Genomic DNA, 12,887 nt, shown 5'->3' with positions numbered 1-12,887 from the left:
TAAAGGACCCTTGCCATGCGTAGGTCAACGATCCGCCGCACCGGAGCGGCCGTCGCCGCCGTCACCTCCCTCGCCCTCGCCCTCACGGCCTGCGGCGGCACCACCAAGAGCGATGTGAAGAAGGAGAGCGGCGGGGCGGCGGCCCCGGCCGGCGCGGCCGACCCCGACGCGCCCACCAAGAAGGGGCTGACCGTGGGCTTCCTGCCCAAGCAGGTCAACAACCCCTACTTCACGACCGCCGACAAGGGCGGGCAGAAGGCCGTCGAGTCGCTGGGCTCCACCTTCAAGGAGGTCGGCCCGACCAGCGCCACCGACACCTCGGGCCAGGTCTCCTACGTCAACACCCTCACCCAGCAGCAGGTCGACGCCATCGCCGTCTCCGCACAGGACCCGGGCGCCCTGTGCACCGCGCTCAAGCAGGCCATGAAGAACGGCATCAAGGTCGTCACCTACGACTCCGACACCACGCCCGGCTGCCGCAACGTGTTCATCTCGCAGGCGGGGGCGGAGGATCTCGGCCGCACCCAGATCCAGCTGCTGGCGGAACAGATCGGCTACAAGGGCGAGATCGCGATCCTGTCCGCCGCGCAGACCGCGACGAACCAGAACCTCTGGATCGACTACATGAAGGACGAGCTGAAGGACCCGAAGTACAAGGACGTCAGGCTCGTGAAGGTCGCGTACGGCAACGACGACGCCCAGCAGTCCTTCCAGCAGACGCAGGGCCTGCTCCAGGAGTACCCGAAGCTCGCCGGGATCGTCTCGCCGACCACCGTGGGGATCAAGGCGGCGGCGCAGTACCTCTCCGGCTCGAAGTACAAGGGAAAGGTGAAGCTGTCGGGCCTCGGCACCCCCAACGACCTGCGCACGTACGTCAAGAACGGCACGGTCGAGGCGTTCGAGCTGTGGGACCCGGCGAAGCTCGGCGAGCTGGCCGGCCACACCGCGATCGCCCTGGCATCGGGGCAGATCAGCGGCGAGGAGGGACAGACCTTCGAGGCGGGTGACCTGGGTGACTACACCATCGGGAAGGACGGCGTGATCAGTCTCGGCAAGCCGACGGTGTTCGACAAGGACAACATCGACGACTTCGACTTCTGATGCGCGCGGGTAGTCTGAGGACCCGTTCGGCGTCCCCGCCGGAGCTTCTGGAGGTCTCCGTCTGATGGCCCAGTCGGTGGGTATCAAGGACGTGGCCCGGGTCGCCGGAGTATCGGTGGGCACGGTCTCCAACGTCATCAACCGCCCGGACTCGGTCGGTCCCGACACCCGGGCCCGCGTCCTGTCGGCGATCGACCGGCTCGGCTATGTCCGCAGCGAGTCGGCGCGGCAGCTGCGGGCGGGGCGCAGCCGGATCATGGGGCTGCTCGTCCTCGACATGGGCAACCCGTTCTTCGTGGACGTGGCGCGCGGCGCCGAGCGGGCCGCGCGGGACGCCGGGCTCGGCGTCATGGTCTGCAACAGCGCGCAGAGCCCCGGCGAGGAGGCCGAGTACCTGTCGCTCTTCGCCGAACAGCGGGTGCGCGGGGTGCTGCTCACCCCCGCCGACGCGACCGGGCGCAACATCGGGGCCTTCCGGCGCCACGGCATCCCGTTCGTCCTCGTCGACCGGGTCGCCGAGGGCACGACGGAGTGCTCGGTCTCGGTGGACGACGTGGCGGGCGGCGCACTCGCCGTACGGCACCTGATCGACGCCGGGCACCGCTCGATCGCGTACGTGAGCGGGCCGCCCGGTTTCAACCAGGTCCGGGACCGCCGTACGGGGGCGCTCACCGCGCTCGCCGAGGCCGGCCTCGGCCCGGACGCCCTGCGGGAGCTGCCCACCGAGCGGCTCGACGTGGCGGCGGGCCGGGACGCGGGGGCCCGTCTGCTGGGCCTCTCCCGCCGCCCCACCGCCGTGTTCTGCGCCAACGACCTGCTCGCGCTGGGGGTGCTCCAGTCGCTGTTCGCCGCCGGGGTCGCCGTCCCCGACGATCTGGCGCTGGTGGGGTACGACGACATCGAGTTCGCGGCGGCCGCCGCCGTACCGCTCACCTCCGTACGGCAGCCCGCGGCGACGATGGGGGCGCTGGCGGCCGGTCTGCTCCTGGAGGAGACCGGCGCCGGAGGCGATCCGGCGGCGCACGAGCACCGGCGGGTGGTGCTCCAGCCGGAGCTGGTGGTGCGCCGCTCCAGCCTCTCCGCACGGTAGGAGGGGCGGGTACGGTGCCGTCCTCCGCGCCCGTCAGCCGCGGGCGGGAGGTCTGCGGGCCAGGTACAGGCCGACGCCCAGGGCCAGCACCAGCACACAGCCGGCGAAGGTCAGCCCGGCGTTCCTGAGCCCGATCCCCAGGGTCAGGGCGCCCACGCCGACCACGGGCAGCGAGATGCCCAGGTAGGCGATGACGAAGAACGCGGACACGGTCGCGGCCCGGTGCTCGGGCGGTGCCGCCGCACTGATCGCCGTCACCGCGCCCCGGAACGCGAGCCCCTGGCCCAGGCCGCCGCAGAGCGCCCCGGCGACGAGCAGGGGCAGCGAGGCCAGCAGCAACGAGGCCGCCACCAGGACGAGTCCGGCGACCAGGACGAAGCATCCGCCGGGCAGGGCCCGCCGCTCCCCCACGCGTCCCATGAGCGCCTGCCCGGCCGTCGAGGCGAGGAAGACGGAGAAGACGACGAGTCCGGCCAGGGCCAGGTTGTGGACGTCGAGTGTCTCGGCCATGAACGCCGGGGCGACCGCGGTGAAGAGGCCCAGCAGGGAGAACCCGGCGAAGGCGGCCAGCGCCGAGGGGGCGAACACCCCGCGCACCTGGGGCGGGACCGCGAGCCCCTGCGGGCGCAGCCGCGGCCGCCGTCCGGAGGAGGTGACCGTCTCGGGCAGCAACCAGGTCAGCACGGCGGCCGCGGCGATCAGGGCCAGGTGCACCACGAAGGGGAGCCGCAGGGGCCAGGGGGCGTACTCGGCGAGCAGCCCCGCCAGCAGCGGTCCGCACCCCAGGCCGCCCATGTTCGCGGCGGTCGCGGCGAGCCCCGCTCTGGCCGCGCCCCCCGGTGGGGCGAGTTCCATCACGGTGACGGTCGCGGCGCCGCTCAGCAGCCCGGCGGCGAACCCCGACAGCAGACGGCCCGCGAAGAGGGCGGGGAGCCCGCCCTCGAAGAGGAAGCAGAGGGCGCTGGCCGCCGAGAAGCCCAGGGCGGCCAGCAGGACGGGCCGCCGCCCCGTCTCGTCGGAGACGTTCCCTGCGAGGAGCAGGGTGGCGATGACACCCAGCGCGTAGACGGCGAAGACGACCGTCACCATCAGCTCGGAGAACCCGAGCTCCTCACGGTAGAGCCCGTACAGCGGGGTGGGCAGCGTGGTCCCCGCCATACCGATGGCGAAGACGGCGGCGGCCGCCGGATAGCCCGGTCGGCTCATGATCCCTCGGGTGCGGCGGCGGGGGTGATGTGGCTGAGCACGCACCGCCAGTCGCCGTCGCGCCGTACGAAGACGTCCGTGGTCCATTCGTCGGCGTCGAAGCGGTCGCCGCCGTAGTGGGCGGTGTTCGTGATCCGTGCGGTGACCACGGCGGTGTCCCCGTGGACGCGGATCCTCGGCGGGGTGACGGTCCGCATCGCCGAATGGGTCAGGTCGCCGGATGCGACGAAGGCCAGGAAGGTGTCACGGTCCGTGATGCCGGACTCGGAGACGATGACCCACTCGTCCGCCATGAAGGCGGCGATCCGTGTGACGTCGTTTCCGACGACCGCGGCGGCCCATTCGTCGACGGCGGAGGCGAGCCGCGCGTGTGTCGCGTCGTCGGGGGTGCCCGGGGGCGGCTCGGGCCGGTCTCCGCTGTCTGCCATTTTTCGAGCGTAGCCGTGGGGGGCGGGGGCCGCAGTTCATGGCGTGCGGCCCCCGCGCCGTGCCTCAGCGGCGGCGCCGCATCAGCGCGATCCGCCGTACCGCCGTTCGAAACCGGCGAACGCCGCTTCCTGGCGCCACTCGGCCGCCGCCTTCGGGTTGCCCTCCAGGTGGCGGGCGCAGGCCGGGGCGGGCGGGGCGATGCCCGGCCGGGCTCCGGCGCAGGCGCGCACCGGGAGGTAGCCGGCGCGGGTGGTTCCGGTGGCCCACAGGCCGTCGCCGTCGAGGAACGCGTACTCCAGCGAGGCGCGGGCCAGGTCCTTGAGTTCGGTGTAGCTCAGGCCGTAGGTCTCACGGGCGTACTGGTACTCGTGGCTGATGTCGATGCGCGAGACACCGGGGTCGTCGGTGGCCAGGACGACGGGGACGCCGTAGCGGCGGTAGGCGTTGAACGGGTGGTCGTCGCCCGCCACGCCCAGGATCTGCTTGTTGCTGCTGAAGGGCACCTCCACGGCGACATCGCGGCGGGCCATCGTGCGGGCGAGCTGCCGCCAGTCGTCCTCGTGGACCAGGTCGACGCCGTGTCCGATGCGTTCGGCCCCGGCGACGAGCACGGCTTCGCGGATGTGGAAGGTGAGGTCCTCGGGCTTGACCAGGCCGGGGGTCAGCTCACCGGCGTGCAGCGTGAGGCGGGCATCCGGGTACTGGGTGCGCAGGTACTGGAGCATCCGCATCTGGAGGCTGTAGTTGCGCAGCGCGCTCTCCCCGTCCTCCGGCTGGACGAGGTTGACGGCGACGAACCGCGGGTCGCGCTCGGCGAGCCGCATGCCGACGGCCATCTGTGTGAAGACGCGCTCGTTCGAACTGCCCCGGGAGACCTGGGAGATCCACCGTACGGGGAGCCGGCAGCCCGGGTCGGGGCGGCGGGTGTCGCAGTGCGCCGCCTCGCGGAACTGGGCGTCGGCGGTGTCGGCCTCCTGGACGGCCTCGGTGACGACCTTGTCGAGCTTTCCGCCGGCGACCAGCTTGCGGTGGAACGCGGCGAGGTCGGCGTCGTAGCCCACGGACTCGGCAAGCTTGCGCGCGCTGTCGGAGGCGGGGGTGACCAGGGTCTCCAGATAGAACTGGTTCTGCTCCACGACGGTGTTGGCGACGTTGGCGAGCAGCTTTCCGCGATCGCGTGTCGCCTCCCCGAACTTGCCGAACGTGTCGAAGAAGTGGTCGTGGCCCGACTGGTCGGCGGGGAAGTCCTGCATCGACCAGGCGCGGACGATGCGCTGCCGGAACTCGGCATCCGTCCGGGCGTCGGCTGCCGGACGCGTGCCCGGTCCGCAGGGCGGGCGTACGGCCGTCGTCGTCGCGTCGATGCACAGCCCGTTCTCGCCCGCGAGCCGGATGAGGTACTCGGTGGTGACCGCGCCCGACAGGTGGTTGTGGAGGTCGCCTCCCTTGGGCAGTGCGGCGAAGAAGGCCTTCAGCCGTGCCGGGTCGCCCCGCAGGGCGTCGAGCCGGGCGTCGGTCCGGCGCTCGGCCGGGGTGGTGGCGCGGTGCGGCACCTGCGCGGAGGTCCGGGCGGACGGGTCCTGCGCGGGTGCGGCGGCGGCCGGGACCGTGGGGAGCAGGGTGAGGAGGGCGAGTGCGCCGATCCCGGCCGGGACCAGGGACTTGGGACGGTGGGCCGTCCGAATCGATGAGATCACCGCCGAATGATCGCGTCGCCGGACACGCTCCCCGCCCGAACCGGACGGATCCGGAGCAAGATCCACCCGATCGAGTGGGCGGGGCCGTGTCTTCGCCTGCGGTACGGCTGGGGCCTCTCGTTTGGATCAGGCGCTGGGGGCCAGCACCGCCGTACGTTCGCGGAGTACGGAGGAGAACCGGTCCGTGACCTCGCCCAGGGCCTCGGCGGTGCCCGCCGCGAGGCTGACCGTTCCGTCGCCGCCGACGGTGATGTCCTTGTCCAGGGTGAACCAGCCCGGTACGACATGGGCTGCGCCCATCGAGGTCAGCACCGGGCGCAACGCGTAGTCGATGGCGAGGACATGGGCCACGCTGCCGCCCGTGGCGAGCGGCAGGACGGTCTTGCCTGCCAGCGCGTACTGCGGGAGCAGGTCGAGCAGCGACTTGAGGAGCCCCGAGTAGGCGGCCTTGTAGATCGGGGTGCCGATCACCACCCCGTCCACCCGCTCGAACAGCGCCGTGGCCTCGACGATGGCCGGGTGCCCGAAGTCGGCCCCGAGCAGGGCGTCGGCGGGCAGGGTGCGCACGTCCAGGGAGACCACGTCGTGGCCCTGGTCCCGGAGCCGGTCGTCGAGGTGGAGCAGCAGCCGTGCGGTGCGGGAGGTGGCGGAGGGGCTTCCGGAGACGGAGAGGACGGTGGCCATGGGGTGACCTTTCGGGGTGCGGTGTTCGCAAAAGGCTTGTGGGTTACGGGAGTTCAGGGGCGCGGGCTCGACGGCCCGGGTTCACCAGGCGCTGGACTCCACCGTGACGATCGGGACGAGTCCGTCGCGGAGCGTCTCCAGGAAGGTGACGATCTCGGCGGCGACCGAGCGGTGCTGCATGTCGTTGAGGACGTCGTGGTGGGCGTCGCGGACGGTCGAAAGCCGGGCCCGGGAAAGGGACTTGGCGGTACGGGCCAGCGCGTCGCGGTCCGCGAGCGGGTCGGCGTCACCGGTCAGGATCAGCGCCGGGACGTCCGCCTCGCTCTCGTACGCCGCGGTGAGCAGGGCGTCCGGCACCGCCTCGTCGAGTGCGCCCCGGCGGAAGCCGGAGTCGCCGGTGAGCGTGGAGCGGTGGGCGGGACAGAAGGTACGTACGTCGAGCTCGTCGTCCCAGTCTCCGGGGGCGGCGGTACGCCCCGGGAGTCCGGCGAGGACGACGGCGTCCGCGCCGGGGCGCTCCCCGCTCCCGAGGAGGGCCGCGACCGCGACGGCTCCGGTGTCGGCGCCCACCAGGACGACCGGGCGCACGACCCCGTCCGGGCCCGCCGTGCCCGCGACGGCGTCGGTGATCCGGGCGCCGAACCGGCTGAGGGAGCCGGCCGTGTCGTCGGCGTCGAGGTGGACGGCGTCCACGACCCGGACCCGGTAGGCGTCGGCGGCGAGCCGCCGGCCCAGCCTCGTGTAGGTCTCCCGGGTCTCGCCCCGGCCGGGCACCACGACGACCGTGCCGCGGATGGCGGGCCCTTCGGGGCCGTGGTGGTCGGTGTACTCGGCGTGCTCGGTCATCCGGGGCTCCTGGCTCGGTGGTGGGTGGGGGATCACAGGGCGGGCCGGGCGGGGACGCCCGTGGCGGCTCGGGCCGCCACCGCATCGGACCGGACCCGGCCCAGCACCCGGTCGAGGACGGCACCGGCGCCGCCGTCGGGCAGCACGGCTCCGCGCCAGGCGACGTGCTGGTCGGGGCGGACGAGGACGTTTCCGGTGCCGTAGACCGTGCGGGCCCCGGGGTCGGTCAGGTGGATCACCGTCAGGGGCAGCGACCGGGCCGCCGCCTCCTCGGTGAAGGCTGCCTCGACGGCCCGGTCCTCGGTGAGGACGAGGAGGGCCAGGGAGGTGCCGATGCGGTCGTGGAGCGTGGAGCCGTGCGGGTCGATCCGGCCGTCGGGCGCGCGGTGGCCCGGCCGGGGGTCGTCCTCGTACACGTCCGCGCGCCAGCCAGGTTCGGAGGCGAGCTGGCCGGGCTCGTACCAGATCACGTCCGACGCGTCGTAGCGCTCGTCGAAGGTGACACCCGCTCCCCCGGCGTGGTCCCGGCGCAGCCGTTCACCGATCTCGGCCCGCCGCCGCACCGCCTCGGCACCGAGGTCGGCGTCGTCGGGGATCCCGCCCGCGCGGATCTCGGCGAGGGCGGCCTGCGAGCGGCGCGAGCGTTCCAACGAGTGGTCCGCGACGCGCCAGTTGTGGGGCCGGCGCTCCTGGTCGTAGGAGTCGAGGAGCGTGTCGGGGGCGTGGCCGGCGAGCACGGCGGCCAGTTTCCAGCCGAGGTTGGCCACGTCCCCGATGCCCTCGCCGAGGTTGCCGCCGGGCGTCCGGACGTGGGCGGCGTCCCCGGCGAGCAGGACCCGGCCCCGGCGGAACGCCGTGGCGATCCGGGTGGCGTGGTAGAAGGTCGTGGCGGAGACCAGTTCGAGTTCGAGGTCGAAGCCGAAGGCGGCCCGGCCGATGGCCAGCAGCTCCTCCTCGGTGGGCTCGTACGCGAGCGGATACGGTCCCGCGTACACCCGCCACTCGCGGGTGCTGACGGCCGCGAGGAAGCCGGACGCCCGGTGGTTGAAGACGATGTTGGTGGCGCTCGGGGCCGCTCCGACCCGGTCGGAGATGTCGCCGGTGCGGACGATCAGGCGCAGCCGCTTCTCGGTCGCGTGGTCCCCTTCCCGGTCGATCCCGGCGAGCCGCCGGGTGGTGCTGGAGCCGCCGTCGGTGCCGAGGACGTAGGCCGCGCGGACCGTGCGGCGCTCTCCCGAGTCGACGTCCACCACCCCGGCGCGGACCCCCTCGGCATCCTCGGTCAGCTGCTGGAGCTCCCATCCGCCGGCGGTGCTCACGCCGTGTTCGGCGAGGTGGTCGAGGAACACCTGCTGGAGCACGGTCTGGGGCCGGCGCAGCGCCTCGTCCGCCGCGTGTGCGGGGGTGCCGAGGCCGTGGAACGAGGGGCGCGGCACGGGTACGAGTTCATGGCCGGTGAGGGAGGTGACCAGGCGGGTGCCCCGGTTCCACTCCGGGGGGTAGGTCCAGGCGTCCCGGATGCGCTGGAGCAGGCCCCAGCGGCGGAAGTGCTCGACCACGCGGGGGGTGTGGCCCATCGCGCCGGCCCGCACCAGGGTCGCGGTGCGGGCGCGGTCGACGACGGCGACCCGGATTCCCCGGGAGGTCAGTTCGGTGGCGGCGGCGAGGCCGACCGGGCCCGCGCCGACGATGAGGACGTCGACGGTGGCCGGGGGTCTGCCGACGGGGAAGCGGACGGTGTGGACGTCGCGCCCGCCCGTCGCGGGGAGTGAGGACATGGCGGGCCTCAGCCGCCCGCGAGTTCGCGCTCGCGGGTGTGGCGGTTGGCGGGGATGGGCAGGCCGAGGTTGCCGCGGAGGGTGTCGGCGTCGTACTCGGTGCGGAACAGTCCGCGCTTCTGGAGCAGCGGCACGACACCGTCGACGAAGAGGTTCAGGTCGTCGTTGTTCCGGAAGGCGAGGTTGATGCCGTCGAGGGTGCCCGCGTCGAACCACTTCTCGATGGTGTCGGCGACGGTGTCGGGTGCTCCGACGAACGGCGACTGCCGGAACGCGTTGGCCCCTTCGGCGACTTGACGCAGGGTCAGCTTCTGTTCGCGGGCCCGCTCGATGATCTGCGCCGCGCCGGTACGGCCGCCCTTCTCGGCGAGGTGGGCGACGTCGGGGAAGGGGGCATCCAGGTCGTGGACGCTGAAGTCGTACGCGCCGAAGGAACGGCCCAGGAGGGCGAGGTTGCGCTCGAAGTCGTTGTCCTCCTCGAATATCTCCCGCTCGCGGCGCCGGGCCTCCTCGTCGGTGGAGCCGACGACCGGGCCGCCGTGGATGAAGACCTTGATGTGGTCGGGGTCGCGGCCGTGGGCGGCGGTGCGCTTCTTGATGTCCGCGTAGTACTCCTGCGCCTGTTCCAGCGTGCCGCCGGGCGCGTAGATGCCCTCGGCGACCCGGGCGGCGAGGTCGCGGCCCTCGGCGGAGACCCCGGCCTGGAAGATGACGGGCTGGCCCTGCGGCGAGCGGGAGACGTTGAGCGGCCCGGCGACCTTGAAATGCTCCCCCTGGTGGTCGAGGGCGTGCAGCCGCTCCGGGTCGAGGAAGAGGTTCCGCTCCACGTCAGCGGGGAAGGCGTCGTCCTCGTAGGAGTCCCAGAGCCCTCGGGCGACCTGGACGAACTCCAGGGCGCGGCCGTAGCGGGTGGCGTAGTCGAGGTGTTCGTCGAGGCCGAAGTTCTTCGACGTACCGGTGTCGAAGCTGGTCACCACGTTCCAGCCGGCGCGGCCGCCGCTGATCAGGTCGAGCGAGGCGAACCGGCGGGCCAGGTTGAACGGCGAGTTGTACGTCGAGCTGGCGGTGGCGACCAGTCCGATGTGCCGGGTGTGGGTGGCGACGGCCGACAACAGGGTGAGCGGTTCGAGGCGGTTGAGGTAGTGCGCGGGGTAGGTGGAGTTGATGAACTGGCTGTCGACGACGAACAGGGCGTCGAAGAGGGCGTGTTCGGCCGCCTGTGCCTGCTGGATGTAGTAGTTGATGTCGATGCTGGCGTTCTTGGCGACGCTCGGGTCCTTCCAGAGACCGTGCTGGCCGGGACCGCCGACACCGTAGGGGTGCAGGGCGAGATGGATTCTGCGGGACATGGCTGGTTCCTCTCGGAGGGGTGGCAATCGGGGGGTGTGCTCAGGCGCTCAACAGCGCGCGCAGGGCTTCGCGTTCGGCACGGTCGGCGGGCTTTCCCCGCAGGGTGGGTGCGGAGCCGAGGAGCAGGCGGGTGTAGGGGTGCTGCGGCTGGTTGACGACCTCGTGCGCGGTGCCGGTCTCCACCAGTTCGCCCTGGTGGAGGACGGCGATGCGGTCGGCGGTGCCGGCGACGGATCCGAGGTCGTGGGAGATGAAGACGAGGGCGACGCCGGAGGCGCGCAGTTCCTTGAGGATCTCCAGGACCTGGACGCGGTTAGCGGAGTCGAGGGCGCTGACGGGTTCGTCGAGGATGACGAGCCGGGGTTCGGTGACCAGGGCGCGGGCGACGGAGACACGTTGGCGCTGGCCGCCGGAGAGTTCGCCGGGGAGCCGGGCGAGCAGATCGGTGGTGAGGTGGACCCGGTCGAGGAAGGAGCGGGCCCGCAGCGCCGCTTCCTCGCGCCGGACGCCCTGGATGAGGAGGGGTTCGACGAGGGAGTCCTCGATGGTGAGGTCGGGGTCGAGGCTGCGGAGCGGGTCCTGGAAGACGTACTGGATCACGCCGCGCCGTCGCAGGTCGCGCCACTGGCGGGGCCCGTACCCGCTCACGTCCTCACCCGCGATGCGGATCGAGCCGGCCGACGCGGGGACCAGGCCGAGGACCGTGCGGGCCAGGGTGGACTTGCCCGATCCCGTCTCGCCGATGACGCCGACGGCCTCGCCGGGCGCGATGTCCAGCGTCACTCCGTGCAGGGCCCGCCGGCGCTTGCGTCCCCGGCCGTAGTGCACGTCGAGGCCGGTCACCTCCAGGACCGGGCCCGGCCCGTCCTCGCGTACGGCGTCCTTCGTCTCCGTCGCGGCGGTGGTCATGACGCCTCCTTCGGCGCGAGGAACTTGTCCAGGCCATAACTGTCGTGTTCGGCGATGAGCAGGCGGGTGTAGTCGTGCTGCGGGTCGTGGAGCACCGCGTGGGTCTCGCCCTGCTCGACCACCTCGCCCTGCCGCATCACCAGGACCTCGTCGCAGAGGTGGGCGACGACGGCGAGGTCGTGGGAGACGACGACGAGGGCGAGGCCGGTGCGCTCGCGCAGCTCGGCGAGGAGGTCGAGGATCTCGGCCTGGACGGTGACGTCGAGGGCGGTGGTGGCCTCGTCGGCGACGAGGGCCCGCGGTTCGACGGCGATCGCGGCGGCGATCAGGACGCGCTGGAGCATGCCGCCGGAGAGCTCATAGGGGTACTGCCCGTAGACCAGCTCCGGGTCGCGCAGCCGTACGGCTCCGAGCAGTTCGACGGCCCGGCGGCGGGCGGCGCGCCGCTTCAGCCCCTGCTTGACCCGGATGACCTCGGCGATCTGGGCGCCCACCTTGATCGCGGGGTTGAGGTAGGACGCCGGGTCCTGGAAGACGGCGCTGATGGTGGCGCCCCGCAGGTCCGTCCACTGCCGGGGCGTCAGCGTGGCGATGTCGGTGCCCGCGAGGTCGATGCGGCCGCCCGCGACCTCGAAGTGCGGGGGCAGGATGCCGAGGGCGGCCCGGCAGGTGAGGGTCTTGCCGCTGCCGGACTCCCCGACGATCCCGACCGCCTTCCCGGGGGTCAGCTCGAAGGTGACGCCGTGGACGATCTCCCGGTCGGTGACCCGGTCGGTGATGCGTACGTCGTGGAGTGCGAGGACGGGCTCGGTCGCCGGAACGTCGGTCGTCCCGGGGGCGTCGAAGGTCTTCTCGGCGGCGTCGGCCGGGCGGGAGGTGAGGGTGTCGGGGGACAGCGGGCTCATCGGGAACCTCCTGCGGGGTGGGGTCCGGCCGCCGCCTCGCGGCGGTTGGCGCGGGCCTTGCGGTCGTTGGCCAGCGCCCGGCCCGCCTCGCCGGAGACGTCGCGGATGGCGTCGGCGAGGAGGTTGCAGGCCCAGACGGTGACCATGATCAGCAGAGCGGGTGCCACCGGGGCCCAGGGGCGGTGGCTGAGGTAGCCCAGGTCGGAGGCGAGGAGCCCGCCCCAGGTGGGCTCGGGCGGCTGGACGCCGATGCCGAGGAAGGTGAGGCTGGAGACGATGACGAAGCCGACGCCGATGGTCTGGGCGAGCGCGACGGCGATCGGCGGGAGCACCTTGGTCCAGACGTGGCGGCGGACGATCCAGCCGACGGAGGCGCCGGAGACGATCGCCGCCTCCACGTACGGGGAGCGGGCGACGGCCAGGGTGGCGGCGCGGGAGACCCGGTAGAAGAGCGGGGAGACCAGCACGCCGGTGACCAGCATGGCCTGGGTGAGCCCGTTGCCGAGCAGGGCGATCACCGCGATGGCGAAGAGCAGGAACGGCAGGGCGACCAGGGTGTCCGCGATGCGGAGGGTGAACCACTCGAAGGCGCGGCCGAGGTAGACCGACAGGATGCCGGGGACCGCGCCGACGACGAGGGCCACCAGGGCGACCTCCAGCGAGCCGAGGACGCTGATGCGGGAGCCGTCCAGCAGCCGGCTGAACACATCGCGGCCGAGGTAGTCCGTGCCCAGCCAGTGGGTGCCGGAGACCGCCGCGAGCGCGTTGTCGCTGGTGGCCAGGGGGTTCTGGGGAGCGAGCCACGGGCCGAGGAGCGCGAGGAGCGCGATCGCGGCGAGGATGACGACGGCGATCCGTCCGGACGTAAGTGCGAGAACGCGGCGCACCATGG

Annotated in this window: 12 protein-coding genes; 2 read left to right on the top strand and 10 right to left on the bottom strand. The window is 72.7% G+C overall.

Annotated elements, in window-relative coordinates; all coding sequences use genetic code 11:
* Nucleotides 1–15 precede the first annotated feature (15 nt).
* Nucleotides 16–1,101 carry a rhamnose ABC transporter substrate-binding protein gene (gene rhaS, locus IE264_RS11570; RefSeq protein WP_032759218.1) on the top strand — a complete coding sequence of 362 codons (1,086 nt, stop codon included), beginning with the start codon at nt 16–18 and terminating at the stop codon, nt 1,099–1,101.
* Between the two features lie 64 nt (nt 1,102–1,165).
* Nucleotides 1,166–2,191, top strand: a complete 1,026-nt coding sequence (locus IE264_RS11565; RefSeq protein WP_032759219.1) for a LacI family DNA-binding transcriptional regulator — start codon at nt 1,166–1,168, stop codon at nt 2,189–2,191.
* A 33-nt stretch (nt 2,192–2,224) separates the two neighbouring features.
* Here the strand turns inward: IE264_RS11565 and IE264_RS11560 are convergent, their stop codons facing one another.
* The 10 genes from IE264_RS11560 to IE264_RS11515 form a co-directional block, all read right to left on the bottom strand.
* On the bottom strand, nt 2,225–3,397 hold the full coding sequence (locus IE264_RS11560) for an MFS transporter (RefSeq protein WP_015612973.1): 1,173 nt from the start codon (nt 3,395–3,397) through the stop codon (nt 2,225–2,227).
* Nucleotides 3,394–3,825: a nuclear transport factor 2 family protein gene (locus IE264_RS11555; protein ID WP_032759220.1), complete on the bottom strand. Its 432-nt coding sequence runs from the start codon at nt 3,823–3,825 to the stop codon at nt 3,394–3,396. The genes IE264_RS11560 and IE264_RS11555 overlap by 4 nt, the downstream gene beginning before the upstream one ends.
* Before the next feature lie 81 nt (nt 3,826–3,906).
* Nucleotides 3,907–5,523: an adenosine deaminase family protein gene (locus tag IE264_RS11550; protein WP_032759221.1), complete on the bottom strand. Its 1,617-nt coding sequence runs from the start codon at nt 5,521–5,523 to the stop codon at nt 3,907–3,909.
* A gap of 126 nt (nt 5,524–5,649) precedes the next feature.
* The gene (gene ssuE / locus IE264_RS11545; RefSeq protein WP_015612970.1) at nt 5,650–6,207 is read right to left on the bottom strand and encodes an NADPH-dependent FMN reductase; all 558 of its coding nucleotides are present in this window, start codon (nt 6,205–6,207) and stop codon (nt 5,650–5,652) included.
* Between the two features lie 81 nt (nt 6,208–6,288).
* A complete protein-coding gene (locus IE264_RS11540; protein ID WP_032759223.1) occupies nt 6,289–7,053 on the bottom strand; it encodes an alpha/beta hydrolase in 765 nt (254 codons plus the stop codon).
* Between the two features lie 32 nt (nt 7,054–7,085).
* Nucleotides 7,086–8,831 (bottom strand): FAD-dependent monooxygenase, encoded by a 1,746-nt coding sequence (locus IE264_RS11535; RefSeq protein WP_032759224.1) that lies wholly within the window; start codon nt 8,829–8,831, stop codon nt 7,086–7,088.
* Between the two features lie 8 nt (nt 8,832–8,839).
* Nucleotides 8,840–10,180, bottom strand: coding sequence for an NtaA/DmoA family FMN-dependent monooxygenase (locus tag IE264_RS11530; protein WP_032759225.1), 1,341 nt, complete (start codon nt 10,178–10,180; stop codon nt 8,840–8,842).
* A 40-nt stretch (nt 10,181–10,220) separates the two neighbouring features.
* Nucleotides 10,221–11,090 (bottom strand): ABC transporter ATP-binding protein, encoded by an 870-nt coding sequence (locus IE264_RS11525; protein WP_032759226.1) that lies wholly within the window; start codon nt 11,088–11,090, stop codon nt 10,221–10,223.
* Nucleotides 11,087–11,995 (bottom strand): ABC transporter ATP-binding protein, encoded by a 909-nt coding sequence (locus tag IE264_RS11520; protein ID WP_032759227.1) that lies wholly within the window; start codon nt 11,993–11,995, stop codon nt 11,087–11,089. Before IE264_RS11520 ends, IE264_RS11525 begins: the two co-directional genes overlap by 4 nt.
* Nucleotides 11,992–12,885, bottom strand: a complete 894-nt coding sequence (locus IE264_RS11515) for an ABC transporter permease (RefSeq protein WP_032759228.1) — start codon at nt 12,883–12,885, stop codon at nt 11,992–11,994. The genes IE264_RS11520 and IE264_RS11515 overlap by 4 nt, the downstream gene beginning before the upstream one ends.
* Nucleotides 12,886–12,887 lie beyond the last annotated feature (2 nt).

The organism is Streptomyces microflavus, from assembly GCF_014650075.1.
Taxonomy (GTDB): domain Bacteria; phylum Actinomycetota; class Actinomycetes; order Streptomycetales; family Streptomycetaceae; genus Streptomyces; species Streptomyces microflavus.
Note: the sequence above shows the minus strand (reverse complement) of the source record. Positions and strands in the feature narration are given on the sequence as shown.